Annotated in this window: 25 protein-coding genes; 14 read left to right on the top strand and 11 right to left on the bottom strand. The window is 73.5% G+C overall.

Features of this window, described 5'->3' with window-relative positions:
• Positions 1-6: 6 nt before the first annotated feature.
• Both BCAV_RS07285 and BCAV_RS07280 read right to left on the bottom strand, forming a co-directional pair.
• Positions 7-1239, bottom strand: coding sequence for an alpha-L-fucosidase (locus tag BCAV_RS07285; RefSeq protein ID WP_015881945.1), 1233 nt, complete (start codon positions 1237-1239; stop codon positions 7-9).
• A gap of 3 nt (positions 1240-1242) precedes the next feature.
• Positions 1243-1965 (bottom strand): DUF6882 domain-containing protein, encoded by a 723-nt coding sequence (locus BCAV_RS07280; protein ID WP_043346767.1) that lies wholly within the window; start codon positions 1963-1965, stop codon positions 1243-1245.
• Positions 1966-2086: 121 nt separating this feature from the next.
• On the opposite strand from BCAV_RS07280, the gene BCAV_RS21560 reads away from it, so the two are divergent.
• From BCAV_RS21560 to ybaK, 5 genes are all read left to right on the top strand, one after another.
• Positions 2087-2698 carry a helix-turn-helix domain-containing protein gene (locus BCAV_RS21560; RefSeq protein ID WP_015881943.1) on the top strand — a complete coding sequence of 204 codons (612 nt, stop codon included), beginning with the start codon at positions 2087-2089 and terminating at the stop codon, positions 2696-2698.
• 280 nt (positions 2699-2978) lie between these two features.
• The gene (locus tag BCAV_RS07270) at positions 2979-5636 is read left to right on the top strand and encodes a DEAD/DEAH box helicase (RefSeq protein ID WP_015881942.1); all 2658 of its coding nucleotides are present in this window, start codon (positions 2979-2981) and stop codon (positions 5634-5636) included.
• Between the two features lie 113 nt (positions 5637-5749).
• Positions 5750-7078 (top strand): DUF2510 domain-containing protein, encoded by a 1329-nt coding sequence (locus BCAV_RS23375; RefSeq protein ID WP_015881941.1) that lies wholly within the window; start codon positions 5750-5752, stop codon positions 7076-7078.
• A gap of 23 nt (positions 7079-7101) precedes the next feature.
• On the top strand, positions 7102-8148 hold the full coding sequence (locus tag BCAV_RS07260) for a DUF2510 domain-containing protein (protein WP_187292858.1): 1047 nt from the start codon (positions 7102-7104) through the stop codon (positions 8146-8148).
• Positions 8148-8636, top strand: a complete 489-nt coding sequence (gene ybaK / locus BCAV_RS07255) for a Cys-tRNA(Pro) deacylase (protein WP_015881939.1) — start codon at positions 8148-8150, stop codon at positions 8634-8636. The genes BCAV_RS07260 and ybaK overlap by 1 nt, the downstream gene beginning before the upstream one ends.
• Before the next feature lie 14 nt (positions 8637-8650).
• Here the strand turns inward: ybaK and BCAV_RS07250 are convergent, their stop codons facing one another.
• The 4 genes from BCAV_RS07250 to BCAV_RS07235 all read right to left on the bottom strand — a co-directional run bounded on the left by BCAV_RS07250 (position 8651) and on the right by BCAV_RS07235 (position 13419).
• Positions 8651-9826 (bottom strand): sialidase family protein, encoded by a 1176-nt coding sequence (locus BCAV_RS07250; RefSeq protein WP_015881938.1) that lies wholly within the window; start codon positions 9824-9826, stop codon positions 8651-8653.
• An 83-nt stretch (positions 9827-9909) separates the two neighbouring features.
• Positions 9910-10800: a carbohydrate ABC transporter permease gene (locus tag BCAV_RS07245; RefSeq protein ID WP_015881937.1), complete on the bottom strand. Its 891-nt coding sequence runs from the start codon at positions 10798-10800 to the stop codon at positions 9910-9912.
• Complete coding sequence (locus tag BCAV_RS07240; protein ID WP_015881936.1) at positions 10797-11804, bottom strand: ABC transporter permease; 1008 nt, start codon at positions 11802-11804, stop codon at positions 10797-10799. Before BCAV_RS07240 ends, BCAV_RS07245 begins: the two co-directional genes overlap by 4 nt.
• Positions 11785-13419 carry an extracellular solute-binding protein gene (locus BCAV_RS07235; protein WP_015881935.1) on the bottom strand — a complete coding sequence of 545 codons (1635 nt, stop codon included), beginning with the start codon at positions 13417-13419 and terminating at the stop codon, positions 11785-11787. Before BCAV_RS07235 ends, BCAV_RS07240 begins: the two co-directional genes overlap by 20 nt.
• 85 nt (positions 13420-13504) lie before the next feature.
• Between BCAV_RS07235 and BCAV_RS07230 the strand changes: the two genes are divergently transcribed.
• The 3 genes from BCAV_RS07230 to BCAV_RS07220 are packed head-to-tail and all read left to right on the top strand — an operon-like array spanning position 13505 to position 16314.
• On the top strand, positions 13505-14608 hold the full coding sequence (locus tag BCAV_RS07230) for a sialidase family protein (protein WP_015881934.1): 1104 nt from the start codon (positions 13505-13507) through the stop codon (positions 14606-14608).
• On the top strand, positions 14605-15555 hold the full coding sequence (locus BCAV_RS07225; RefSeq protein WP_015881933.1) for a dihydrodipicolinate synthase family protein: 951 nt from the start codon (positions 14605-14607) through the stop codon (positions 15553-15555). Before BCAV_RS07230 ends, BCAV_RS07225 begins: the two co-directional genes overlap by 4 nt.
• A 33-nt stretch (positions 15556-15588) precedes the next feature.
• A complete protein-coding gene (locus BCAV_RS07220) occupies positions 15589-16314 on the top strand; it encodes a FadR/GntR family transcriptional regulator (RefSeq protein WP_015881932.1) in 726 nt (241 codons plus the stop codon).
• A 24-nt stretch (positions 16315-16338) separates the two neighbouring features.
• On the opposite strand, the gene BCAV_RS07215 is transcribed toward BCAV_RS07220, so the two are convergent.
• Complete coding sequence (locus BCAV_RS07215) at positions 16339-17391, bottom strand: DUF4185 domain-containing protein (RefSeq protein ID WP_015881931.1); 1053 nt, start codon at positions 17389-17391, stop codon at positions 16339-16341.
• A gap of 114 nt (positions 17392-17505) precedes the next feature.
• Here BCAV_RS07215 and BCAV_RS07210 point away from each other — a divergent pair, with 114 nt between their 5' ends.
• Positions 17506-18192 (top strand): pentapeptide repeat-containing protein, encoded by a 687-nt coding sequence (locus BCAV_RS07210; protein WP_015881930.1) that lies wholly within the window; start codon positions 17506-17508, stop codon positions 18190-18192.
• The gene (locus tag BCAV_RS07205) at positions 18189-18881 is read left to right on the top strand and encodes a YggS family pyridoxal phosphate-dependent enzyme (RefSeq protein ID WP_015881929.1); all 693 of its coding nucleotides are present in this window, start codon (positions 18189-18191) and stop codon (positions 18879-18881) included. The genes BCAV_RS07210 and BCAV_RS07205 overlap by 4 nt, the downstream gene beginning before the upstream one ends.
• An 18-nt stretch (positions 18882-18899) precedes the next feature.
• Here BCAV_RS07205 and BCAV_RS21550 read toward each other — a convergent pair whose 3' ends face one another.
• The 3 genes from BCAV_RS21550 to lplAB form a co-directional block, all read right to left on the bottom strand.
• Entirely contained in the window at positions 18900-19379 is a 480-nt protein-coding gene (locus BCAV_RS21550; protein ID WP_015881928.1) for a pyridoxamine 5'-phosphate oxidase family protein, read from the bottom strand.
• Between the two features lie 28 nt (positions 19380-19407).
• Entirely contained in the window at positions 19408-19989 is a 582-nt protein-coding gene (locus BCAV_RS07195; RefSeq protein ID WP_015881927.1) for an HhH-GPD-type base excision DNA repair protein, read from the bottom strand.
• Positions 19990-20069: 80 nt separating this feature from the next.
• The gene (gene lplAB, locus BCAV_RS07190) at positions 20070-21134 is read right to left on the bottom strand and encodes a lipoate-protein ligase LplAB (RefSeq protein WP_015881926.1); all 1065 of its coding nucleotides are present in this window, start codon (positions 21132-21134) and stop codon (positions 20070-20072) included.
• 107 nt (positions 21135-21241) lie between these two features.
• Here lplAB and BCAV_RS07185 point away from each other — a divergent pair, with 107 nt between their 5' ends.
• From BCAV_RS07185 to BCAV_RS07175, 3 genes are read left to right on the top strand one after another with little or no spacing between them, the layout of a single operon-like run.
• Positions 21242-22660, top strand: coding sequence for a hypothetical protein (locus BCAV_RS07185; protein WP_015881925.1), 1419 nt, complete (start codon positions 21242-21244; stop codon positions 22658-22660).
• Between the two features lie 56 nt (positions 22661-22716).
• A complete protein-coding gene (locus BCAV_RS07180; RefSeq protein ID WP_015881924.1) occupies positions 22717-23130 on the top strand; it encodes a hypothetical protein in 414 nt (137 codons plus the stop codon).
• A 5-nt stretch (positions 23131-23135) separates the two neighbouring features.
• Entirely contained in the window at positions 23136-23669 is a 534-nt protein-coding gene (locus BCAV_RS07175; RefSeq protein ID WP_015881923.1) for a hypothetical protein, read from the top strand.
• Here BCAV_RS07175 and BCAV_RS07170 read toward each other — a convergent pair.
• The gene (locus BCAV_RS07170) at positions 23659-24615 is read right to left on the bottom strand and encodes an NAD(P)/FAD-dependent oxidoreductase (RefSeq protein ID WP_015881922.1); all 957 of its coding nucleotides are present in this window, start codon (positions 24613-24615) and stop codon (positions 23659-23661) included. The two genes, BCAV_RS07175 and BCAV_RS07170, sit on opposite strands and share 11 nt — an antisense overlap.
• Before the next feature lie 85 nt (positions 24616-24700).
• Here BCAV_RS07170 and BCAV_RS07165 point away from each other — a divergent pair, with 85 nt between their 5' ends.
• Positions 24701-25288 (top strand): helix-turn-helix domain-containing protein, encoded by a 588-nt coding sequence (locus BCAV_RS07165; protein ID WP_015881921.1) that lies wholly within the window; start codon positions 24701-24703, stop codon positions 25286-25288.
• Positions 25289-25294 lie beyond the last annotated feature (6 nt).

Below are 25294 nucleotides of genomic sequence, written 5' to 3'. Positions count from 1 at the left end.
GTCCCGTCAGACGACGGCGTCGGGGCGCTCCGTGGGTGCGCGGTAGTCAGCGGGAACGTCCGGAGCGCTCGTATGCCCCGTCGCGAACGCCTCCACGCCCGCGAGCGCCGCTCCCTGTCCCGTGACGCGGATCCGCAGCTCGCGCGCGGGCACGGGCTCCGCGAGCACGTGGAGCCGCCCGGCTCCCACCGTCAGGCCGCGGGCGACGACGGCGCCGCGTGCCTCGATCTCGTGCGTCGCCACCCGCTGGCCGTGCGTCAGGTCCTCATGCAGGCGCAGGTGGTCGACCGATGTGGAGCTCTCCAGATCGACCGGGGTGGAGAACCTTCGCCGAACCTCGGCGCCGAACGCCCGGACGACGGCGTCGTCCGCCGGGTCGATCCGGCCGCGCGCGTCCGGCGGCACGTTGAGCAGCAGGTTCGCGCCGAGGCCGACGGACCGGTAGTAGATGCCCAGGAGGTGCTCGAGGGTCTTGGGCTCGTCGTCGGCGCTCCAGAACCAGCCGCGGCGCACGGAGACGTCGCACTCGGGCGGCAGGTACGCGGCGCGCGCCAGGCCGACGGTGTCCGCCGTGTAGTTCGAGGTGCGGGTGTCGGCGACGACGTACTCCACCGGATCCGCCGCGAGCCCGTCCTCGTTGCCGACCCACCGGATCGTCGGCGTGCCCATGTTGAAGACCATCGCCTGCGGCTGGTGCTCGCGGACGACGCCCATGATGCGCGACCAGTCGTACGTGTAGCCCTCGGAGCCGGCGCCGTCGAACCAGATCTCGACGAGCGGCCCGTACCGCGTGCACAGCTCGGTGAGCTGGGCGACGTAGACGTCCATGTACGCGGCCGGGTCCGGGTAGCGCGGGTCGTGCCTGTCCCACGGCGAGAGGTAGAGGCCCGGCAGGACGCCGCGCTCGCGGCAGGCGTCGACGAACTCGCGCACCAGGTCGCCGTCGCCGCCCCGCCACGGCGAGGACGCCACCGAGTAGTCAGTGGTCTCGGTCGGCCAGAGGCAGAAGCCGTCGTGGTGCTTCGCGGTGAGGATCGCGTAGCGAGCTCCGCCCGCGACGGCGACGTCCAGCCAGCCGCCGGCGTCCAGGTCTGTGGGTGCGAACGTCTCCGGTGCGAGCGTGCCGTCGCTCCACTCCAGGCCGGCGAACGTGTTGACGCCGACGTGGAAGAAGGCGCCGACCTCGAGGCGCTGCCAGGCGAGCTGCTCGGGGGTGGGGACAGGGGTCGCGGCGCTCACGGCTCAGTCGGCCGACGGCGGCACGGACGGACCGGCGGACACGTCCAGGCTCCGCAGGCGGCCCTGATCGTCGAGCGTGCCCACGAGGTGACCGTCCCCGGCCCGCAGCGTGATCGACGCTGGAGCCTCCTCGATACCGAAGCCGCGGTACGTGGCGTACGACCTCAGGGCGCGTGACCAGTCCGAGATCAGCCCGAGCTCCGCGGCCTCCGGGAGCACTGTCGAGGCGCGGACGATCGACGACGGCCCACCCGCGAAGGCCGGGGACTCGAGCAGGAGCGCGCCGACGGTGCCCTGACCGGCGTCGAGCAGCCAGAACGGGAGACCGCAGATGAGCGACGCCACGGCGCCGAACGCCGTGGCGGACGTCTTCGGGTCGGCGGTCAGGGGTGTCTCGCCGTCGGAGAGCTCGCGGATGCCGAACCGCTGCCCGAAGTCGCGGAGCTGCCCGGCGCGTGCGACGACGGCGTCCGGGAAGCCGTTGACGTTGTTCCAGCCCCACAGCCACGAGTTCGGTCCCGGCGCTGCCGAACCGACGAAGTGCAGGCGGGCGTCGAGGCGCTCCCGCCCGATGAACGAGTAGGTGCCGGAGCCGAGGTCCGCGCCGAGCGAGCCGCCGTACGGGGTGTCCTCGTCGGTGGCGTCCATGACGTCGCGACGCCGGTCGAGCGCGGTGAGGACGGCGTCATCGAGAACGTCCTGCAGGGATCCGATCTGCGCGTTCATGGCGAGAGCGTAGAGGAACGGCCCCGAGCCTCTGGACCCCGCGGGAGACATACCTCGACTCGGACTCGTTCGTATTGTGCGTTTCGACTCGATGTCGGACCGTCGTCGTACATTCGTTCGCATGCCGATCCGACACGCCGACGACCTTCCCGTCCTGCTCATGCCGCTCTCCGACGCGCGTGGCTTCAGCGAGCTGGCGGACGCGTTGGAGGCAGCACCACGGCTGCGCCTCGCGACGGGCTCGGGGAGGGAGCACGAGCTCCCTGAGGAGATGGTCGAGCTCCTGCGCACGGTCGTGGAGACGATGCGCCGGGGGCGAGACGTCCAGGTCGTCCCGGTGAGCCAGCGCCTGACCACCGCGGAGGTGGCCCGGATCCTCGGGGTGTCGCGACCCACCGTCGTGCGCCTCATCGACGACGGCGTCCTTCCGGCCGACCGCGCCAGGACGCACCGTGCGGTGCTCCTGGCCGACGTCGTCACCTATCAGCGCAACCGAAGGAGTGCTCTGGACCCGAACAAGGACGAGGTTCGTGAACTCTTTGGCGAGTTCCGCTACGGCGGCGCGATCCGGCCGTCCGCGGACGTCAGGATCTTCGAACCGACAGGAATCGCGACCTCGGATCCCGAGGAGGTCACGACGTTCGACGCGTTCGATGCGACTCGATCCCTCACCAAGCCAGGCATCGCCGACAGCGCTGGCGCCGACAAGACGGTCGCCGACGATGCTGCCTGAGGTCGGAGGGCGCGCCCGGTCGCCGCCTGGGCGGCACGGCGGGGCACAACGGGCGTCCGCCCCGGCAGAGCAGACAGCGGGGGCCGACCTGGCGGAGCACCCCGTGCGGTCGGCGCCGAAACGCTCAAGACGAACGGCTCCAGGGAGCACAGGTCGTTCTGGCGAGGCGCCGGCACGGGAGGCGCCGCTACCGGAGGCGCCCGCCACGGGCGGCACCGTCACCTGAGTCGCTCGAACGGACGGCGCGCTACTCGAGATCCCCGGCCGGTACGGTCGTGAGGTGACGACGACGGACGGCGCGACGACGCCGGGAGCTCAGGGGCCGCCGTCGGGCACCGCACCGGCCACCGCAGCCCGCCATCCGCTGGCGCTGCCGGCCGGCACCACCCCGGACGACGCCTACGCCGCGTTCGAGGCGCACGCGCACGCTCAGGGCCTCGTGCTGTACCCCCACCAGGAGGAAGCAGCACTCTCCCTCGCGGCGGGCGAGCACGTGATCCTCGCGACGCCGACGGGCTCCGGGAAGTCACTCGTCGCCGTCGCCGCGCACGCGGTCGCCCTCGCCCGCGGCGCCCGCACCTACTACACGGCACCCATCAAGGCGCTCGTCAGCGAGAAGTTCTTCGACCTCGCCGCGACGTTCGGCGCCCACCAGGTCGGGATGATCACCGGCGACGTCGCCATCAACCCCACCGCGCCCATCATCTGCTGCACCGCGGAGATCCTCGCCGCGCAGACGCTTCGCGGGGACCTCGCGGCGACGCCCACCAGCACGGAGAACGACGCGGACGTCGTGGTCGTGGCCGACGAGTTCCACTTCTACGCCGACCCGCAACGCGGCTGGGCCTGGCAGGTGCCGCTCCTCGATCTGCCCGGCGCCCAGTTCCTGCTCATGTCGGCGACGCTCGGCGACATGACGGCCATCGCGGCGGACGTCGCGCGACGCACCGGCCGGGACGTCGCCACCGTCACGCACACCGAACGGCCCGTACCGCTCACGTACACCTACTCGCTCGAACCCCTCCAGGAGCTCCTCGTCGAGCTGCTCGGGACGCACCGGGCGCCGGCCTATGTCGTCCACTTCACCCAGGCCGCGGCGCTCGAACGCGCGCAGGCCCTGACGTCGGTCCAGGTGGCGAGCCGCGCCCAGCGGGACGCGATCGCCGCCGCCCTCGACGGCGAACGGTTCGCCACCGGCTTCGGGCGCACCCTGTCCCGGCTGTTGCGTGCCGGCATCGGCGTCCACCACGCCGGCATGCTGCCGCGCTACCGCCGCCTCGTGGAGCGCCTCGTGCAGGCCGGCCACCTCCGGATCGTGTGCGGCACCGACACGCTGGGCGTCGGCGTCAACATGCCGATCCGCACCGTCGTGTTCACGGGCCTGACGAAGTTCGACGGCGAGCGCAGCCGGCACCTGAGCGCCCGCGAGTTTCACCAGATCGCCGGCCGGGCGGGCCGTGCGGGCCACGACACCATGGGCGACGTCGTCGTCGAGGCACCCGAGCACGTCATCGAGAACGCCAAGGCGCTCGCGAAGGCCGGCGACGACGAGCGCAAGCGCCGCAAGATCGTCCGGAAGAAGGCACCCGACGGCGTCGTCAACTGGACCGACAAGACGTTCGAGCGGCTGCGCGACGCGGACCCGGAGCCGCTCACGAGCCAGTTCCGGGTGACGCACGCGATGGCGCTCGGCGTCCTCGCCCGCCCCGGTGACCCCGTCGCTCGCATGGCGCGCCTCCTCACCGACAACCACGAGCCGGAGCGCCCCGCGAACCCGCACGTGCGCCGCGCCGTCGGGATCTACCGCTCGCTCAAGGCGGCCGGGATCGTGCGGCACGTCTCCTCGCGCCAGGCGGCCGACGACGGCGGACCGCGCCTGCGGCTCGTCGCCGACGTGCCGAGCGAGTTCGCGCTCAACGCCCCGCTGTCCCCGTTCGCGCTCGCGGCGTTCGACCTGCTCGACCCCGAGCAGGACGAGTTCACCCGCGCGCTCGACGTCGTCTCCGTGGTCGAGGCGACGACGCCCGGCCCGCGCCCGCTGCTCGTCGCGCAGGAGAGGGCCGCGCGCGGCGAGGCGATCGGCGCGATGAAGGCCGACGGCCTCGACTACGAGGAGCGGATGGCCGCACTCGAGGACGTCACGTACCCGCAGCCGCTCGCCGAGCTCCTCGGCGCCGCCATGACGGCGTACGCCCGGGCCCACCCCTGGGTGTCGGAGTGGGAGCTCCAGCCGAAGTCGGTCGTGCGCGAGATGGTCGAGACCGGGATGACGTTCTCCGAGCTGGTCTCCCGGTACGGGCTCGCGCGCAGCGAGGGCGTCGTCCTGCGGTACCTCAGCGAGGTGTACCGCACGCTGCGGCAGGTGGTGCCGTCGTCGGCCCGGACCACGGAGGTCGACGACGTCGTCACGTGGCTGGGCGAGGTCGTGCGGCAGGTCGACTCCTCGCTGCTGTCGGAGTGGGAGGCCCTCACCGAGGTCGCGAGCGAGGCCGCGGACGGGCTCAGCGACGCCGAGGTGGACCGCGCCGAACGCCGGTTCGGCGACGCCGAGGCGCCCGCTCCGCTCTCCGCCAACACGCGCGCGCTGCGCATCGCCGCCCGCGGAGCCGCGATGCGCAGGGTGGAGCTCCTCGCCCGCGAGGCGTACGGCGAGCTCGGCGCCCTCGACGGCGACTCCGGCTGGGACGCGCAGCGGTGGGCGAGCGCGTTCGAGCCCTACTGGTCGGAGTACGACGACGTCGGTACGTCCGGTCCGGCGAGGTCGGCGGCCCTCGTCCTGCTCGACGAGGCGGCCGGACCCCGGACCTGGCGCCTCACCCAGATCCTCGACGACCCCGACGGCGACCACGACTGGCGCCTCGAGCTCGAGGTCGACCTCGACGCCAGCGACGACGCCGGCGAGATCGTGGTCCGCCCGGCCTCGCTCGGTCCGCTCTGACGAAGCGAGCGGGGAGTTCTGCCCACCCGTCACTCGGGACCGCCGTGGGCATGAGCCCATAGGATGCCAAGGCGCGTGGGACGCGCGCCGAACGCGAGGCAAGGACTGACGACGTGAGCACTCCACCCGCAGGCTGGTTCCCCGACCCCGACGGTCAGGACCGGTTGCGCTACTGGGACGGCACTGCCTGGACCGAGCACTACGCGGCGAGCAACGAGCCGCCCGGTGCGCCGAGCGGCCCGGCGGCACCCGGTGGCTACGACGCCGGCTACGGCACGGCACCCACCACCGACTTCGGCGCCGCCCCCGGCTACGGGCAGTCCGCGAGCGGCGGCTACGGCCAGGCGCCCAGCGGCGGCTACGGGCAGTCCGCCAGCGGCGGCTATGGCCAGGCGCCCAGCGGCGGCTACGGCCAGGCCCCCAGCGGCGGCTACGGCGCCGCCCCCGCCCCGGGCTGGGCGGACACCGCCGGCACGGCGTACGGCGTCGGCGGCCAGCAGCAACCCGGCCAGCAGTACGACGCTTACGGGCAGCCGCAGGGTGCCGCCGCGTACGGAGGGCCCGGCGGTCCCGGGGGGCCCGGTCCCGGGGGCTCTGGCGGCAACCGCGGACTCGTCATCGCGCTCATCGCGATCGGCGCCGTCGTCGTGATCGTGCTGGCCGTGCTCGGCATCCGGCTGCTGACCGCGGGGGGCGACCCGACGACGCTGCCCACCCAGCAGCCGACGGTCCAGCCCACCTCCGACCCGACCGACCCGCCGACCACCGGGGGCGGCAACGCCACGGGCGAGCTGCCGCTCGACAGCCCGGTGGAGGTGTCGGTCCCGGCCGGCGCGACGTTCGAGGCGACGTTCACGATCCCGGAGGACGGCCTGTACGTGATCGCGGCCGAGGGTCAGGACGACGCGGACACGACGCTCGCGCTCCTCGACTCCTCGGGTTCCGAGATCGCTGCCATCGACGACCACCCGAGCGCCGCCCGCAACCTGTTCAACTCCACCTACGACTCGCTGCTCACGGGCTACTACGCGGCCGGCGACTACACGGTGGTCGTCGCCGAGTACTACGGGGACGCCGCCGACGTCACGCTCTCCGCCACGCACGTCGCGGAGGCCGTGGAGATCCCCACCCAGAGCGCGCAGTTCTCCGTGCCGGAGGGCTCGGCCTGGTTCGGGTGGGTGACGATCGCCGACGGCGAGTCGGTCACCCTCGACGCGCGCGCCACGACCGACGACGGGGACCTGCGGATGTCCCTCGTCGCACCCGACGGCGACGACGTGCTCGACAACGACGACCGCGGCTCCGACGCCGACACGCAGGGCGGCGACAGCTACGACCCGCTCATCGTGGCGTCCGATCTGCCGGCCGGGCGCTACGTCGTCGTCATCAGCGACTACAACGGCGCCGCGGCCGACGCCACCATCGTCGCGACGCACGAGTAGGCGCCGGAAGGCCGATGTCGGTGGTGACGCGCGAACCTGGGTGGTACCCGGACCCGGAGGGAGAACGCCAGGTCCGGTTCTGGGACGGTGACGCGTGGACCGAGTACGTCCAGCCGTTCGCCCCGGAGGCTCCCGAGGTGCACGGCGCCGGCACGGCGGCCGCCGACTACCCGTACCTCTCCGCCACCCCGGCCGAACCGGGCACCGGGGCGTACCCGGTGGCCACGTGGGCGGACGCGCCGGTGCGCACGGCGCCCGCCCAGGTGCCGGGCCGCGGCCGGGGCGGCCTCTACCTCGGGATCGCGGTCGCCGTGGTCGTCGCCCTCGTCATCGTCGGCGCCACGCTCCTCACCCGCGGCAACGGTCCGGGCCCCGGTCCCGGCCCGACCGGCGGGCTGCAGCAGGGCACGCCCGTCGTGGTGGGCACGCCGGCGTCCGACACGCTCGCCACGGGCTCCACCTGGGAGGCGACGCTGACGATCCCCGAGGACGGCGCCTACCTCGTGGACCTCGCCGCGCAGTCGGGTGGCGACCTGGTGCTCGAGATCGTGGACGACGCCGGCGACGTCGCCTGGCGCAGCGACGACCGGGGGCGCGAGCTCGTGGAGCTGATGGGCGGTGCGTCGCTCGACCCGGGCGGGATCGCCGAGCTCACGGCCGGCGAGCACCTGGTGCGGATCACCGAGTACGACGGGCTCGAGCAGGGGTTCGACCTGCGGGTCGACCCGGCGGACGCGACGGCGCTCACGCCGGGTCTGCCGGGAACGCTCGACGTCCCGGCGGGCTCGTTCGCCGTGGCGGTGCTGCCGCTGGACGCGCTGTCCGCGCTCACCGTCGACGTCCGCACCGTGGGCGGCAGCGGCGACGACCCACGCATGGTGCTCCTCCTGCCGCCCGACGGCGACGTCGTGGACATCGACGACCGGACGGCGGAGCAGCAGGAGGAGGTCGGCGGCGCCGAGTACGACCCGTACCTCGAGACCGACGCCGGCCCGGGGAACCTCTACGTGCTCGTCGGCGAGTACCAAGGCACGGACGTCGTCGTCGAGGTCACGGTGACCCTCGGCTGATGAGTCGCAGGGGCGCGGCGACGCCCGCACTCGCCGCGCTCGCCGCGGCGGGCGTCGCCCACGTGGTCCGGGAGTACGCCCACGATCCACGCTTCGCTGGCTCCTACGCGGCCGAGGCGGCCCAGGCGCTCGACGTCCCCGCCGACCGCGTGCTCAAGACGCTCGTGGCCGAGGCGACTCCGGGCGGGCTCGTCGTCGCCGTCCTCCCGGGCGACGCGACGCTCGACCTCAAGGCCCTCGCCCAGGCCCTCGGCGCAAAGCGCGCGGCCATGGCCGACCCCGCAGCTGCCGAGCGGTCCACCGGCTACGTGCGCGGCGGCATCTCCCCGCTCGGGCAGCGCACCCGCCTCGTGACGGCCGTGGACGCGAGCGTGCTCGCCCACGACACCGTGCTCGTCTCGGCCGGTCGCCGCGGGCTCGACGTCGAGCTCGCGCCCGCCGACCTCGTGCGGCTCACGGCCGCCGTCGTCGCCCCGCTCGCCCGCTGACCCGCGACAGCGCGTCAGCGCGGCACGCGGACGGCGACGAACCGGATCTCGTCCCGCGCGTCGCCGTCGGGGTAGGCGCCACCCTCGTACAGCACGCCGAGCCTCCCGTCCCCGAGCCTGACGAGGTCGCTGTAGCCGGCCCGGTCAGCGGTCAGCACGGCGTGGGTCGCCCACGTGCGCCCGTGGTCGTCGGAGCGGAAGAGCGTGAGATTGCGCCGGAACGTCGGGTCGACGGGCGAGCTGAACACGAGCGGACCGGAGGCTCCCGGCCGTCCCGGAGGTGTCAGCGCCAGCACGGATCCCTGCACCCGGGGCGTCGTCACGAGGTCCGCCACGCCGGTGAACTGCCCTCCGAACGTCGCGCCGCCGTCGCCGCTCCGGGCGGCGAGGCGCTGGTGCGCACCCGCGGCGTTCTGGTTGCGGGCGACGGCGAGCACGCCGCCGCCCGGGGTCTCGACCACGCCGAGCTCCTGCGGGATGTCCGCCGGGTCGACCGCCGCCGCCGCGGCGCCCGCACGCCACGTGTCGCCGCCGTCGTCGCTGAGGAGCAGCCCGCCGAACCTCACGCCTCCGGCGTCGTAGTTGACGCCCACGACGAGCCGGCCGCGGTGCGGGCCGCTCGTCAGCTGGATCCCGTGCTGCGGGCCCGTCGCATACCAACCGGTCCCGTCCGGCGGGAGGTGAGCGAGCGACGTCGCCTCGCTCCACGTGCGACCGTCGTCGTCGCTCGTCTGCACGTACGGCGTGCGCACTCCTCCGCCGGCCGGGTTGTGCGTGGTGACGAGGACGATGCGCCCGGCGTGCTCGCCGCGCGTGACGACGACCGGCGCCGGGTTCCCCCGGGTCGCCTCCTCGTCGCCGCCGGCGGGATCGCCCGACAGGACCACCGACACGGGACCCCACGTGACGCCGTCGTCATCCGACCGCCGGACGACGACGTCGATGGGTGCGGCGTCGTGGCACCAGGCGGTCGTGTGCGTGGCGGGTCGGCGGCCCTCCGCGAACGCGAGGAGCCCGCCGTCCGACGTCCGGACGATCGCGGGGATGCGGTAGCACTCGTATCCGCCCCTCCCCTGCTCGAAGAGCACGATGTGCTCGGGTGTGGTCGTGTCGGGCGCCGGGGTGGCGGGAGGCGCGGTGGACAGCAGCGCGAGGGACGCGCCGAGGGCGACGACAGGAAGGACTCGCATGACTGGCTCCGATCGGTTCTTCGGTCGCGATCCTCCGTCGCTCGCTCGCGCTCGCTCCGGAGTCTCGCTCGGGGTGAGGGCGCTCAGCCCTTGACGGCTCCGGTGAGCACGCCCTTGGCGAAGTGCCGCTGGAGGAACGGGTAGATGACGAGGATCGGGACGATCGACAGCACGAGGATCGCCATCTGGATCGAGGACTGCGACGGCAGGTTCTCAGCGGTGCCGAGATCCGTGGACGCGAGCGCCGTCTCGTTGATGACGTACGTCCGCAGCACGAGCTGCAGCGGCCACTTCGCCGAGTCGTTGAGATAGAGCAGGGCGTTGAAGAACGCGTTCCAGTACCCGACGGCGTAGAACAGGCCCACCACGGCCAGCACGGCCTTCGACAGCGGCAGCACGATGCGGGAGAACGTGACCCATTCCCCCGCCCCGTCGATCCGCGCGCTCTCCAGCAGCTCGGAGGGGACGTTCATGAAGAACGACCGCAGGACGACCACGTTGAACCCGCTGATCATGGTCGGCAGGATGAGCGCCCACCAGCTGTCGATGAGCCCGACCTGCTTGACGAGCAGGTACGTCGGGATGATGCCCGCGCTGAACAGCATGGAGAAGAGGACGACGAGGAGCGCCGGCCTGCTGCCGAAGGACCGGGGCCGTGACAGGCCGTAGGCCAGCAGGCACGAGGTGAACAGGCTCAGCGCGGTGCCGACCAGGGTGATCCCGACGCTCACCAGCACGGCACGTGTCACGACGCCGCCGGACAGGATCGAGCGATACGCGTCGAGGTGCACGCCGTGGGGCCAGAGCACGAGCCCGCCGGCCCGGGAGAGCTGGTCCTGACCGGCCAGCGACGTCGAGATGACCGCGAGGAATGGCAGCAGCACCAGCACGCACAGGGTGCCGAGGAGCACCGCCTTGAGGGTCTGCACGGGCCAGGCCGCGACCGGCGTCCCGTGGATGCGTCTCCGGCTCACGAGCGGTACACCCCTTCCTCACCGAAGATGTGCGCGACCTTGTTCGCCGCGAGCACGAGGACGACGCCCACGACGCCCTTCACGAGCCCGACGGCCGCCGAGGTGCCCCAGGCGCCACCGAGGATCCCGTTGTTGTAGACGTAGGTGTCGAGGACCTCGCTGACGGCCCGTCCGACGGCGTCCTGCTGCAGCAGGATCTGCTCGAATCCCACGGTCAGCGAGTCGCCGAGGCGCAGGATGAACAGCAGGATCACGATGCCGCGCAGGGCCGGGAGCGTGATGTGCCACATCTGCCGCATCCGGCCGGCGCCGTCGACGCTCGCCGCCTCGTACAGCTGCGGCGAGACGGTCGACAGGGCGGCCAGGAACAGGATCGTCGCCCAGCCGGTGTCCTTCCAGATGACCTGCCAGGTGAGGAGCAGGTGGAAGACGTCGGGGTTGCCGATGATCTCGAGCGTCGCCATGTCGTGGGAGCGCAGGAACGCGTTGAGCAGCCCGCTGCCGCCGAGCATCTGCTGGAACAGCGCCACCACGATGACCCAGGACAGGAAGTGCGGCAGGTACAGGACGTTCTGCACGATCCGCTTGAGGGTCTCGGATGCGAGGCTGTTGAGCAGCAGGGCGAGCGCGATCGGCGCGGGGAACACGAGCAGCACCTGCAGGGCTGTGAGGAGCAGCGTGTTGCGCAGGGCGGCCAGGAACGCCGGGTCGCCGCTCACGATGATCGCGAAGTTGTCCCAGCCGACCCACGGGCTGTCGCCGATCCCGAGGAACGGCTGGTAGTCCTGGAACGCGATCACGTTGCCGAGCAGCGGCACGTATTGGAACAGCAGCACGAGTGCGACGCCCGGCACGGCGAACAGGACGAGCACCTGGTCCCGTCGCAGGCGCCGCCAGAACGACGGCCCACGGTGCGCGGGAGGCGGCACGGACGGATCGGCTGCCCGCTCGGTTCCGGCGTCGGGCGTGGCGACGCCCGCCCGGTCAGCCGTTCTGCTCGGCATATGCCTCCTCCAGCTCGCCCCGGATCTGCTCACCGCCGCCGTCGAGCCACGCCTGGACGGCGTCCGGCCACGTCGAGATGGCGGCGTTGCCCTGGATGATCTGGTTCGTGACGTCGTTGATCGTGTCCTGGATCTGCTTGTTCACCCGGGACGACGTCTCCGAGTACAGCCCCCAGGACGCGTCGGCGACGAGGCGGTCCAGGACCGCCTGCTGGCTGGCGAACTGCGCCTCCGGCACCTCGGGACGGCCCGGCAGGTACAGCGTCATCGGGGCGTCGGCGATGTACTGCAGGCCGATGCCGAGCTCCGTCGTGCCGAGCGGCGTGACGACCGGGTCGGTGCCCTGCAGCTCGTGGTGCTCGCCCTCGACCCCGAACTTCCGGAACTTGTACTCGTCGGTGCCGAACGGCGCCGCCATCCAGTTCGCGACGGCGAGCAGGGTCTCGACGTCGTGTTCGGTGTTCGCGTTGAACGCCGTGATGTTGTTGTTCGCCAGGCCGAGCCACGGCGTCCCCGCACCGCCGTCGCGGCCGGGCACGTCGAGCATGTCGACCCGCATCTCCGTCAGGGTGGGGTTGTCCGTGTAGAACTGGTTCCACGCGACATAGCTGTCGAGCACGAAGACGGCGGTCCCGGCCGCGAACCACTGCTTCTGAGCTCCGACGTTGGCGGTGAACGCGTCCGGGTTCACGACGCCGGCCTCGAACATCGTGACGGCGTCCGCGAGCGCCGCCTCGCACTCCTCGAGCTCCCACATCGCCGTGAACCGGCCGTCGTCGTCGACCGCCCACAGGTACGGGCAGCTCCACATCTGACGCAGGTAGTTCGTGGGCACGCTGGCCCAGGCCCAGGTGTTCCGGGCCGGGTCCGTCATCTCGCGGCACAGGTCGAGGAACTCCTCGAACGACGTCGGCTGCGGGTCGGAGATTCCGGCCGCCTCGACCAGGTCGCGCCGGTAGATCGGCAGGGATGTCCGGGCGAGGCCCCGCGGGACGGGGACGCCGTAGATGCCGCCGCCCTGCAGGCAGCCCTTCCACGACTCCGTCGGGAGGTTCGCCAGGAACGGGTAGTCGAGCACGGCGTCGCCCGCCAGGTGCTCCGTGAGGTCCAGCGCCTTCGCCGCCAGGAGCGCGGGGAGCTGGGGCACGTTCGGCGGCACGTTGATGAGGTCCGGCAGGTCGTCGCCGGCGACCCGGGTCGCGAACTTGTCCTCGTACTCGTCGTTCGACGACATGGAGATGTCGAGCGGCGAGCCGATCCGCTCCTCGACGGCCCGCCAGAACGAGTTCGCCTCCCGGGTGGGCGGTATCGCACCGGGGATGTTCGTCATGAAGGTGATCGGCTCGCCGTCGCCGGGCACGTCGTCGATGGCCCGGGCAGGCTCTGCCGGAAACGCACGGAACCCGTCCATCCCGCCGTCCGCGGCACCGGCGAAGTCCGGCGCCGGGCCCTCCCACAGCCGGAACGTGGGCAACGTCGCCGGCGCGCCGGAGGCACCACCGCCGCCCCCGCCCGCGCTGCCGCCCCCACCGGACGAACAGGCGGCGAGAGCGGTCCCGCCGAGCGCGAGTGCGCCCGCCTGCAGCATCGTGCGTCGATCGAGCTCGAGTCTCATGTCGGTACCCCTTCGGACCTGGCTGCTCCCGTGTCGGAGGTCTCGCCGTCGGAGCAACCATGACATAGTACGTCCTATGTCCACAATGCATCCGCCCTCTTTCGGAGTCGACGCCGGGACCGGCCCCGGCGCCACGACGCTGTTCGCCGCCGGTACGCACGGGTACGCCGGCTTCCGGATCCCCGCGCTGCTGCGCGTCGGGCGGCACGTCCTCGCGTTCTGCGAGGGGCGGACGACGTCGCTCTCCGACACCGGGGAGATCCGCCTCGTCCTGCGCCGTTCGGCCGACGACGGACGTACGTGGGGTCCGCTGGAGGTCGTCGCGGCGGAGCAGACCCGCACGATCGGCAACCCGGTCCCGTTCGCCACGGCGGACGGCGCCGTCGTCCTGCTCACCACCACGAACGGCGCGACGCGGAGCGAGAGCGAGCTCAAGCGGCCCGGCGTGCCCGCCGAGGAGCGGCGCCGGGTGTGGGTGCAGCGCGCGGACTCTCCGGACGCGCCGTTCTCCGCGCCGCTGGAGATCACGGCCGACGTGAAGCCGGACGACTGGGGCTGGTACGCGACCGGGCCGTCCGGCGGGGTGCGGCTCACCGACGGGCCGTTCGCCGGGCGCCTCGTCGCGGCCTGCGCGCACTCGCGCCTCGACGCCCCGCCGGGGACGCGGGCCTACGGGACGCACCTCGTGCTCAGCGACGACGACGGCCGGACGTGGCGGCGAGGAGCGACCGACTCCCCGCCCCGGCACGACGGGCTCAACCCCAACGAGGCGACGGTGGCGCCCTCGGGAGGGTCGCTGTACGTCAACGCCCGCAACGAGTCCGAGGGCGGCGGCCGGCTCGGTGCGTGGTCGGACGACGGCGGCGAGACGTTCCGGGCCCCGTTCCGCCGCCACGACGACATCGCCTCCCCCGCCGTCCAGGGTCACGTCGTCGCCCGGGAGGACGGGGACCTGGTCCTGGGGCTCCCGGCCGACCCGGGCGCCCGACGCGACCTCGCGCTGCGGCGTAGCAGCGACGGCGGCGGCACGTGGGGCGCGCCCGACGTCGTCGTCCCCGGGCCGGCCGCGTACTCGTCGCTCGGGGTGCGCCCCGACGGAGGCCTCGACATCCTCGTCGAGCGCGGCGAGTCGTCACCGTACGAGCAGATCGCTCACCTGACCCTCCCGACGAGAGGAACGACCCCATGACCCAGGTGCTCCACGGCGTCATCCCGCCGATGTGCACGCCCTTGACCGCCGAGGGCGACGCCGTCGACGACGCCTCGCTGCGCCGCCTCGTCGACCACCTCGTCGACGGCGGGGTGCACGGCCTGTTCGTGCTCGGGACGACAGGTGAGGTGACCGGGCTCACGGACGCCCAGCGGGAGCAGGTCCTGCGCGTCGCCGTCGAGCATGCTGCGGGTCGCGCGCCAGTGCTGGCCGGCGCGATCGACACGTCGACGGCTCGGGTGGCGGACCAGATCCGCCGCGCCCAGGACGCCGGTGCCGACGTCGTCGTGGTCACGGCGCCGTTCTACGCCGGCACGCATCCCGCCGAGATCCGGCGCCACTTCGAGGCGGTGGCCCGCGTGGCCACCGTCCCGGTCGTCGCGTACGACATCCCGTCGCGGGTCGGCACCAAGCTGCGCGCGATCGACGTCGCGGACCTCGCCGAAGCCGGCGCGATCGTCGGCGTCAAGGACTCGAGCGGATCCGACGTCTCGATCCGCGCGCTCCTGGCCGCCCGCCGCGAGCGCGACCTGCGGGACTTCGCGGTGTTCACCGGGTCCGAGCTCACCGTGGACTACGCGCTGGCTCTCGGGGCGGACGGCGTGGTGCCGGGCCTCGGGAACGTCGACCCGGCCGGCTACCGACGGCTGTACGACAGTGCCCGCTCTGGCGACGTCGCCGCCGCCCGCGCCGAGCAGGACCGACTGTTCGAGCTGTTCGCGATCACGAGCGTGGCGACGACGCAGAGCCGTTCGACGACGTCGGCGGCGCTCGGCGCGTTCAAGGCCGCGCTCGTCCTGCTGGGCGTGCTCGCGCACGGTACGTTGGCGTCGCCCGGCATCGCGCCCGACGCCGACGACGTCCGGCAGGTGCGTCGGTCCCTCGAGCAGGCAGGGCTGATCGGCGGTGTGACGCCGCCCGGGTGAGGGGCGCAGGCCAGCACGACGGCGAGGAGGGTGATGGGGACGTCGCGCAGCACTCGCGCCCTCGCGAGCCAGGCCGACGTGCGCGGCCGCATCCGCACCCTCATCGTCGAGCGCGGTCTCGGCCCCGGCGACCTGCTCCCGACAGAGCCCGAGCTCATGGCGACGCTCGGGGTCTCCCGCAACTCGCTGCGCGAGGCGATCAAGGGACTCCAGGCGGTCGGGATCGTGGACGTGCGCCACGGGTACGGCACGTACGTCGGCGCCGGTGACCTGCAGTCCCTCGAGGACGGCCTGAGCTTCCGGCTCGCGGTGTCGCTCGACCGGGACCTGCGGGACGTCCGCGAGCTGCTCCAGGTGCGTCGCGCGCTCGAGGTCGGGCTGGCGCGTGAGGTCACCGCGTACTGGTCGACGCACCCGATGGACCCGCTGAGCGACGTCGTCGCGGAGATGGAGGCGGCTGCAGCGTCCGGTCAGTACTTCCCCGACGAGGACTGGCGGTTCCACGCCGCCCTGTACGCGCCCCTCGACAACCGCCTGATCCTCGAGCTGCTGCGCGTGTTCTGGCGGACGTTCCACGAGATCGACCCGCGCCTGCCAGGTCCGCGGTACACGCCGTCCGACGCCGCCGGATGGCACCGCCGCATCTGCGATGCGCTCGCGGCCGGCGACCCGGACGCGGCGGCGGTCGCGATGGCTGACCACTTCTCCGGGATCAGCGTCCGCCTCGCGACGGCCGACGGCGCCGAGCCCGCCGGGTAGCGGGGCCGGCACCACGTCGCCCACTCACGCGAGAGTGATCTCGATGAGGTGCGGCCGGTAGACCGAGGAGTCGATGAAGGTCATGTAGGTGACCTTGCCGCCCTCGCGGGCGAACTCCGGATGCTCCTTGCCCGCGTTGTACAACGACTCCGGCCGGGTGCGTTCCGGGCGGTAGACCACCTGCGGCTCGCTCCACGGCCCGGTGAGCTCCGGAGCTGTGCGGATCACCAGCACGTTGTCGCGCCGGAACGTGGTCAGGGAGATGAACGCTCCCAGATGCTCGTTCCACGACGACGACATCTCGTTGGGTACGTCGTCGAACAGGCAGGCGGTGGGCGCGAACGTCGGCGACCAGCGCGGCGTCACGTCCGGGCGCGCCCGTGTCGGCGCCTCCACGAGGTAGGAGTACGCGGCCAGGTCCTCGATGTCGTCCGGGCGCACCCGGGCGAGGTACATGTCACCGGCCGACTTCGACTCCGGCTGGATCGAGCCCCAGAGGTAGAGGTGCTCGTCGTGCCGCTGCACCCAGACCCCGAAGCCGGGCTCGTCGCCCTTCCACCACTCCTGGCTGCCGTCGAGGGCGGGCAGTCGCTCGAACTGGTAGTCCGGGACGGCCGCGCGGGCCACCCCCATGCCGTCGAGCTGGAACGTCTCGAAGACGTCCCGCTCGGGGTCCATCGTGATGCGGTGGTAGTAGAGGTACAGCTGGTCGGCGACCTGGGTGCCGTGGATCGCCCAGAGCCGTTGCGTCGCCTTGTGCTCGGGCGGGAGGAAGTTGATGAGCTGCCGCGCTCGCGTGCCCTGCGGGTCCGTCAGGTACCGGAACTCGCGCACCCCGTTCGAGATGTCCTGCATGGGCACGATCGCGCCCGTGTTGGAGAGGACCTCGGTGAGCTCGAAGCCTCGGATGGAGTCGAACGGGCCCTCGATCGTGTCGCCGAAGATCCAGAACGTCGTGCCGTCGGAGAGTCGGACCGAGCTGACGGCGTCCTGCCCGGTGATGCCGACGTCGTTGTCGGCGAACTGGACACCCAGATCCCGGACCGACGCCACCAGCGGACTGTCCTGCAGCGACATCCGGCCACCTCCGCGTGGGACGAGCACTCGCGCCCCAGCGTAGTCAGCCGCGACGCGCTCCGGTCAGGCGCTGAGCGCCGCGGCGTCGGCTCCTGACGCACCTAGGCTGACGGCATGCCCCGAGGACACCCGCCGCTGCGCGCCGTCGCCGACTCGCTCGCCCCGCGCCCGGCGGCCCCCGCCGCCGTGCTCGCTCCCGCTCGGCCGGACGGCGACGCGACGCTCGACGGCGCGGACCTGCGCCGCGCCGACCTCGGCACCCTCGACGACGTCGCGATCCTGGCGAGCCGCCTCGACGGCGTACGCGCACCGGGCGCCGACTGGCGCGGGGTGAACCTCACCGAGTGCACGCTCGACGCCGTCGACCTCGCCGGCGCGCGGCTCGAGGACGTCGGGCTGGCGGCGTCGTCGGTCGCCGACGCCCGGCTCACGGGCGCGACATGGCTCCGCGCCGCGTGGCGCGACGTCGCCGTTCGTGGCGGCGTCGCCGCGACCATGACGTTCGCCCAGTCGCGCCTGCGGCGCGTGCGGTTCGAGGGCGTCGACGCGTCGGGGCTCGAGCTCATCGACACGGAGCTGACCGAGGTCGCGTTCGTGGACTGCGACCTGCGCGGTGCCCGCCTGGGCGGCGCGCGCGTGCGCTCCGACGTCGTCGTCGTCGGCTGCGACCTCGACGGCGCGACCGGCCTGGCGGCCCTGCGCGGCGCCCAGCTGGGCCACGGCGACGCCGTGAGCGGGCTCGCGTCCATGGCGGCCGAGCTGGGCATCCGCATCGGCGACGACCTCGAGGTGCAGCGATGACCGACGTGCGGGCCACGCTCGCCGCGGCCCGCGAGCGGATCGCGGACGCCGCCGGCGTCGTCGGCCGCGACCCGGCAGAGATCGACCTCTTGCTCGCCGTGAAGACCCAGCCGGTCGCGGCGATGCGCGCGGCGATCTCCGCGGGCGGGCACCTCCTCGGGCACAACCGCGTGCAGGAGATGGCGGCGAGCGGCCCGGAGCTGGCCGACCTGCCGCACGAGATGCACCTCATCGGGCACCTGCAGTCGAACAAGGTCCGGGCTGCGCTCGCCTGGGCGACGTGCGTGCAGACCGTCGACGACGAGGCGCTCGCCGTCCGGCTCGACCGGGTCGCCGGCGATCTGGGCCGCAGCCTCGACGTCTTCGTGCAGGTGAACACGAGCGGCGAGACGACGAAGTCGGGGACGACGCCCGAGGAAGCCCATGGCCTCGCCCGGCGGATCGGCGCCCTCCCGAGCCTCCGGCTGCGCGGGTTCATGACGATCGGGGCCAACTCCACCGACGTCGACGTGGTGCGGGCGAGCTACGCGTCCCTGGCCCGGGTGCGCGACGACGTCGTCGCCTCCGGCGATGAGGGCACGGGCCTCGCGCGCGAGCTCTCGATGGGCATGAGCGGCGACCTGGAGATCGCCGTCGCGGCGGGCGCGACGATGGTGCGCCTCGGGACAGCCGTCTTCGGCGCGCGCTGAACCCCGCGCCTGCCGCGCCTACGGCGCCGGGGCGTCCTCGGCGCCGGGCGGCCACGTCGTCTGGCGGAACGTCCCGCCCGGGTAGTCCCACGCGAGGATGCGCGCGACGTCGACGACGAGCGGCACGCTGAACGTCTCGGCCCACGCCCGCGCGCCCTCCGTGCCGCCGAGCTCGTCGCCGTACTTCGTGGTGAAGGCGGGAACCTCCCACGCCGCCGCCCCTTCACGGCGCACGACGCCGTCGAGCAGCACCGCGTCCGTGCCGCCCGCCGCCGTGTCGAGGTGGAGCGCCACGTCCGGGCGCGAGTCCAGGTGCGCGAGCTTGCGCGTGCCCGGCGAGGCCCACAGCAGCAGCTGCGGGTCGTCCCACACGAACCACATGGGCACGGCGTGGCCCACGCCGTCGTCCCGGACGGTCGTCAGCCACACCACCGGATCGCGGCTCAGCCGGGCGTGGACGTGGGCGTCGTGCGGCTCCTCGACCTGCAGCAGCGTCATCGCGTGCTCCTCCTCCGCCCTCGCGGGCTCAGCCCTGTGCGGCCTTGGCGGCCGCCTTCGCAGCCTTCTTCGTCGCACGCACCTGGGCGAGCGACGTCGGGTCGGTGACGTCGGCGATCGACCGGCGCGCGCCGTCCTCCCCGTAGGCGCCCGCCGCCTCGCGCCACCCGGCCGGCGTGATCTCCCGCTGCTTGCCGAGCAGGGCGAGGAAGATGCGCGCCTTCTGGTCGCCGAAGCCGGGGAGGACCTTGAGCCGCCGGAGCACCTCCGCGCCGTCCGGCTCTCCCCGCGTCCACAGGTTCGTGACGTCGCCGTCGTAGGTGCTCACGACCTCCTGCGCCAGGTCCTGCACCCGGCGCGCCATGGATCCGGGGAACCGGTGCACCGCCGGCGGCGTGCGGCACAGCTCCTCGAACCGCTCGGGGTCCGCCTCGGCGATCGCCCGCACGTCGAAGCCGCCCATCCGGTCGGCGATCTTCGCGGGGCCGGCGAACGCCGTCTCCATCGGGACCTGCTGATCGAGGAGCATGCCCACCAGGAGGGCGAACGGGTCGCGCGCCAGGAGGCGATCCGCGTCCGGGTCTCCCGTGAGCCAGAGCGTCGTGGTCATGACTCCATCATGGCCCCTGGGCCGCCGACGCACTCCTTCACGGCGCGCCCGCGGAGGTCGCCGCGGCGGTCAGGACGGCGTCAGGGCACCCGGTGCAGCCACTCCGGCGTCGCGAAGCGCTCGACGACCGCCCGTTCGGCACGTGCGCGCTCCTCGGCCGTGATCTCGCCCGGCCGCGTCGCGTACCGGCCGGCGAAGTGGCCGACGAACGCGTCGATGATCGCCTCGCGAGGCATCCCGGTCTGCGACCGGAGCGGGTCCACCCGCTTCGCGGCGCTCGTCGTGCCCTTGTCCGAGAGCTTCTCCCGGCCGATCCGCAGCACCTCGAGCATCTTCGCGGCGTCGATGTCGTAGGACATCGTCACGTGGTGCAGGACGGCGCCGCTCGCGTACCGCTTCTGGGCCGCGCCGCCGATCTTGCCGGCCGGCGACGCGATGTCGTTGAGCGGGACGTACGTCGCCTCGATGCCGAGCTCGCGCAGGGCGCCGAGCACCCAGTCGTCGAGGAACGCGTACGACTGCTCGAAGCTCAGGCCCTCGACGAGCGACGCGGGGACGTACAGGGAGTACGTGATCGTGTTGCCCGGCTCGATGAACATCGCCCCGCCGCCGGAGACGCGCCGGGTCACCGTCACGCCGTGCCGCGCGGCGCCGTCGGGGTCGATCTCGTTGCGCATCGACTGGAACGAGCCGATGACGACGGTGGTGCGCTCCCACTCCCAGAGCCGCAGCGTGGGTCCCCGGGTCCCCTCGCCCACGGCCTGCGCCAGGACGTCGTCCAGCGCCATGTGCATGAACGGCTCCTCCGGACCGGAGCGGATGACGTCGAACGTGTGGTCGTGCCAGCTCGTGGCGCGGCCGAGCGCGCGGCGGACGGCGATCGCCACCGCCTCCGGCGTCAGCCCGACGAGGACGGCGTCCGGCCCGACGGCCGCCTCGACGAGCGTCGCCATCCGCGCGACGGGCGTGTCGGCGGCGATGCCCGTCAGCGCGCGGTCGATGGCGTCGAGCGCCTCGTCCGGCTCGAGGAAGAAGTCACCGCTGATCCGGACGTCCGTGAGCACCTGGCCGTCGCCGTCGACCCCGCCCGTCTCGACGTCCGCAGCCACCAGCTTGCCGCCAGGAACCTTGTACTCACCGTGCACGTGACCCATCCTCCCAAAGCTTGCGCTCGTCAGTCGTCAACGTCGCACACCCGCGCGTGCTTCCCCGGCCGAACCTGCTGCGCAGCCGCGCCGCTTAGGATCGGCCCATGGACGTCGCCTGGGGTGCGGTCATCGCCGTGACAGTGCTCGTGCTGGCCGCCGCGGTCGGTGTGGGCCTCCTGCTCTGGCGCGTGAACGCGCGGCAGCGCAGCCAGCGCGGTGCGGATCTCGCCGAGCTGGAGCAGACGGCGGGGCAGGCGCTCGTGCGCGCTGACGAGCTGATCCGCCTCGCCGAGGACGAGGCCGGCTTCGCGGCGGCCGAGTTCGGGCCGGGTGCCGCCGAGAACCTGCTGACCGCCGTGCAGCACGCGCGCGCCCGGACCCGCCACGCGTTCCACCTGCGGCAGCTGCTCGCCGACTCCGAGCCCGACACCCCGGAGCAGCGGGAGCAGTGGAACCGCCAGATCATCGAGCTGTGCGCCACGGCCGAGAAGGGGGTCCGGGCCGAGACGTCGGCACTCGCCGGCCGGCGCTCCGCGGCGCGTGAGGTGCCGGACGCGATAGCGACGATCCGGACGCAGGTCGCCGAGACCCGTGCGGGTCTCGAGCCCGCTCGCGCGACCCTCGACCGGCTGGCCGGCCGCTACGCCGAGAGCGCCCTCGTCGGGGTGGCGCCGAACCCCGAGCAGGCCGAGGCGATGCTCGCGTTCGCCGAACGCAGCCTCGAGATCGCCGGCGACCGGCTGGACACCCGCCGGCCCGAGGACGCGGACAAGGCGATCCGGGCGGCGAGCGAGGCCGTCGGGCGTGCCACGGCCCTGCTCGCAGCCGTGGAGGGCTTCGAGCTGCAGGCGCTGGAGGCCGACGGGAAGCTCGCCGCCGTCGTCACGGACTCCGCGTCCGACATCGCCGAGGCACGCCAGCTGCCGGCGCGCCAGGCCACCGAGGTCGCGGCCGCCGTCGAGCGCCTCGAGGCGGCGCTGGCCACCGCGCCGCAGCCCGGTGCCAGGAGCGACCCGTTCGCGGCTCTGAGCACGCTCACGGAGGCGAACGGCGCGCTGGAGACGGCGATGCGGCAGCTCCAGGGCCGTGCTGAGCGCGCCGCGCACGTCACCCGCCAGCTCGCTGCGACGAAGGACGAGGCAGCACGCCAGATCGACCACGCGCGCCGGCTGTTCGCGCAGTACGGCGGGATGGTCGGACCCGACGCGCGGACGAGCCTCGCGGAGGCGATGCGGGAGCTCGGGGACGCCGAGGTCGAGCCGGACCCCGAGCAGGCGCTCCGCCGCGCCCGCCGGGCGGCGGACCTGGCGGTCCGGGCCTCCTCGCTGGCCCAGGCGGACGCCCGGGCCAGCGCGCGCGAGGAGGCCCGGTACTCCTCCGGCCCGTACGGCCCCGACCAGGGCGGGTACGGGCCCCGGATCGGGGGGTCGCGCTCCTCCGGAGTGGTCGGCGGGATCCTCGGGGGCATCGTGCTCGGCGAGATCCTCGACGGGTTCGACGGCGTCGAGGACTTCTTCGACTGACGGCGGCGCCGCGGCTCGGTCTGTTTCTCGTCGGCGCGCGGGACTACGGTGCCGCCATGGCCACATGGGACGACGTCCGCAGGATCGCCCTGGGGCTCCCCGACGTCGCCGAGACGCGCCCTGGCGAGTGGCGCGCGCCCCGCGGCCTCGTGGTGTGGGAACGGCCGCTGCGGAAGGCCGATCTCGAGTTCCTCGGCGACGACGCCCCGACCGGCCCGATCCTGGGCGCTCGCACCCCTGACGTCGAGACCCAGCAGGCGCTCGTCACCGAGGAGCCGGAAGTCTTCTTCGTGACGCCGCACTTCCACGGCTACCCGGGCGTCCTCGTCCTGCTCGACGCCATCGACGCCGACCGGCTCGAGGAGCTCGTGGTGGAGGCCTGGTCCACGCGCGTTCCGGCGAAGGTCGCCGGGCCGGTCGTGGCCGAACGCGCCCGGCTTGCCCGCGAGCGGGCCGATCGGGGACCCTGAGGGCCATGGCGGCATGGTTCCGGCGGCGACGCGCCGAACGCGAGGATCGACCCGAGGCGCCCGACGCCGTGGCCGAGGAGTCGGTCGCGGCACCCGAGCGCGAGCCGATCCCCCTGGCGCTGCCCGACGTCGCACCCGAGGAGGAGGCGACGTCGAGCGCCGAGTACGCCGAGCCGGAGCTCGTGCTCGGCACCGCCCCGAGCGAGACGGTGGCCGACGTCTCCTGGAGCGACGGCGCGGGTGCCGTGGTCGTCGGCATCGTGCACGCCGGTGAGCCGGGCGCCGACGAGGCCGCCGCCGACGCCGTCCGCGCGGCGATCGAGCAGGGCCTCACGCGAGCGGTGAGCGAGGACGTCCTCGCGACAGTGCCAGGCTCGGCGCGGGAGGACTACCCCGTCATCGTCTCGGTGCGCATCGCCGAGGACGCCGCGGGCGAGGGGGTGCACGCCATGCTCTCGGGAGCTCGCAAGCAGTTCGCTCGAGGCGGCCGGGTCCGCCTCGTGGTCGACGCCGTCCCGCGGGACGAGCTCAGGGGCTGAGCGCCAGGCCGCGCGCCGAGCTCAGGGCCTCACGGAGCTCCTCCTCGAGCAGGTCGGCCACGATCGCCGCGCCCGCCCGGGTGCCCGCGGCGGCCGCCTGGATCACCTGCGCCATGGGGTCGGCCAGGTTTCCCGCCGCCCAGACCCCGGGCACCGACGTCGCCCCGACCTGGTCCGTGGCGACGTAGGTCCCCACACCGGCCGGGTGCTCCGTCGCCGCCACGCCCAGTCCCGGCACGACGTCCGCATGGACGCGGGGCGCGACCACGAGCGCGTCCACGGGCCGTACGGTGCCGTCGGCGAGCACGACCCCCGTCACGGCGTCGCCGGTGACCTCGACGGCGGCGAGGGCGCCGTCGACCACGGCGATCCCGCGGGCGGCGAGCTTCGCCCACTCCTCCTCGGAGGGCTCGATCGCGTCCCGGAGGAACAGCGTGACGTCGTCGCTCCACCCCCGGAACAGGAGCGCCTGGTGCACCGCCATCGGGCTGCCGACGACGCCGATGCGCCGGTCGGCGATCTCCCAGCCGTGGCAGAACGGGCAGTGGACGACGTCGCGGCCCCACCGTGCGCGCAGGCCGGGCACGTCGGGCAGCTCGTCCCGGACGCCCGTCGCCAGCAGCATCCGGCGGGCACGGACCCGCCCGCCGTCGTCGAGAGACACGGTGAAGTCCCCGACCGTTCCCGCGGCCTCCCGCACCGCCGCCCGCACGATGCGGCCGCCGTACCGTTCGACCTCCGCGCGCCCGGCGGCCAGCAGCTCGGCCGGTGGCGTGCCGTCGCGCGTGAGGAACGCGTGCACCCCCTCGGCCGGGGCGTTGCGGGGACGTCCCGCATCCACAACGACGACCGACCGTCGCGCCCGCCCCAGGTTCACGGCCGCGCTCAGCCCGGCCGCTCCGCCGCCGATGACCACCACGTCGGCGACGTCGTCACGCTCGCTCATGTCACTGCCTCTCGTCGATCCGCTGATGGTCCGACGATGCGACGGCGGAAGGCCTGGTGGCAAGTTCCATTGCCGATACGGCAAGATGGGCAGGGTGAGCGATCCCGCGGAGCCCTTGTCCGCCGTCGGCCCCCGCCTGCGGGCGCTCCGCCACGAGCGAGGTCTCACGCTGTCGGAGCTCGCCGAGCGCACGGGCATCTCGACGTCCACCCTGTCGCGCCTGGAGTCCGGCGGGCGCAAGCCGACACTCGAGCTGCTCCTGCCGCTCGCGCGGGTGCACGGCGTCCCCCTCGACGATCTCGTCGGCGCTCCCCCGACCGGTGACCCGCGCGTCCACATCCGCCCGGTGTACCGGTACGGGCAGACGATCTTGCCGCTCGGGCAGGGTTCGGGCGGCCTGCAGGCGTTCAAGCACCTCATCCCGGCCGGCCCGGTGCCCGTCCCGGGCACGCAGCAGGCGCACGAGGGATACGAGTGGATCTACGTGCTGCACGGCCGGCTCCGCCTGCTGCTGGGCGAGCACGACTTCGTGCTCGCCCAGGGCGAGGTGGCGGAGTTCAACACGCGAACCCCGCACTGGTTCGGGCGCGCCGACACGGAGGCCGTGGAGCTCCTCAGCCTCTACGGCCCGCAGGGCGAGCGCATGCACGTGCGGGCACGCCCGAAGCGGTAGCTGCGC

The sequence above is a fragment of the Beutenbergia cavernae DSM 12333 genome (assembly GCF_000023105.1).
In the GTDB taxonomy this organism is placed as follows: Bacteria; Actinomycetota; Actinomycetes; order Actinomycetales; family Beutenbergiaceae; genus Beutenbergia; species Beutenbergia cavernae.
This window is presented reverse-complemented; position numbering and strand designations above follow the sequence as displayed.

Coding starts and splice junctions, on each gene's coding strand:
- BCAV_RS07280 (WP_043346767.1), bottom strand. CDS start 1,965: ATGAACGCGCAGATCGGATCCCTGCAGGACGTTCTCGATGACGCCGTC.
- BCAV_RS21560 (WP_015881943.1), top strand. CDS start 2,087: ATGCCGATCCGACACGCCGACGACCTTCCCGTCCTGCTCATGCCGCTC.
- ybaK (WP_015881939.1), top strand. CDS start 8,148: ATGAGTCGCAGGGGCGCGGCGACGCCCGCACTCGCCGCGCTCGCCGCG.
- BCAV_RS07250 (WP_015881938.1), bottom strand. CDS start 9,826: ATGCGAGTCCTTCCTGTCGTCGCCCTCGGCGCGTCCCTCGCGCTGCTG.
- BCAV_RS07240 (WP_015881936.1), bottom strand. CDS start 11,804: ATGCCGAGCAGAACGGCTGACCGGGCGGGCGTCGCCACGCCCGACGCC.
- BCAV_RS07235 (WP_015881935.1), bottom strand. CDS start 13,419: ATGAGACTCGAGCTCGATCGACGCACGATGCTGCAGGCGGGCGCACTC.
- BCAV_RS07230 (WP_015881934.1), top strand. CDS start 13,505: ATGCATCCGCCCTCTTTCGGAGTCGACGCCGGGACCGGCCCCGGCGCC.
- BCAV_RS07225 (WP_015881933.1), top strand. CDS start 14,605: ATGACCCAGGTGCTCCACGGCGTCATCCCGCCGATGTGCACGCCCTTG.
- BCAV_RS07220 (WP_015881932.1), top strand. CDS start 15,589: ATGGGGACGTCGCGCAGCACTCGCGCCCTCGCGAGCCAGGCCGACGTG.
- BCAV_RS07215 (WP_015881931.1), bottom strand. CDS start 17,391: ATGTCGCTGCAGGACAGTCCGCTGGTGGCGTCGGTCCGGGATCTGGGT.
- BCAV_RS07210 (WP_015881930.1), top strand. CDS start 17,506: ATGCCCCGAGGACACCCGCCGCTGCGCGCCGTCGCCGACTCGCTCGCC.
- BCAV_RS07205 (WP_015881929.1), top strand. CDS start 18,189: ATGACCGACGTGCGGGCCACGCTCGCCGCGGCCCGCGAGCGGATCGCG.
- BCAV_RS21550 (WP_015881928.1), bottom strand. CDS start 19,379: ATGACGCTGCTGCAGGTCGAGGAGCCGCACGACGCCCACGTCCACGCC.
- BCAV_RS07195 (WP_015881927.1), bottom strand. CDS start 19,989: ATGACCACGACGCTCTGGCTCACGGGAGACCCGGACGCGGATCGCCTC.
- BCAV_RS07185 (WP_015881925.1), top strand. CDS start 21,242: ATGGACGTCGCCTGGGGTGCGGTCATCGCCGTGACAGTGCTCGTGCTG.
- BCAV_RS07180 (WP_015881924.1), top strand. CDS start 22,717: ATGGCCACATGGGACGACGTCCGCAGGATCGCCCTGGGGCTCCCCGAC.
- BCAV_RS07175 (WP_015881923.1), top strand. CDS start 23,136: ATGGCGGCATGGTTCCGGCGGCGACGCGCCGAACGCGAGGATCGACCC.
- BCAV_RS07170 (WP_015881922.1), bottom strand. CDS start 24,615: ATGAGCGAGCGTGACGACGTCGCCGACGTGGTGGTCATCGGCGGCGGA.
- BCAV_RS07165 (WP_015881921.1), top strand. CDS start 24,701: ATGGGCAGGGTGAGCGATCCCGCGGAGCCCTTGTCCGCCGTCGGCCCC.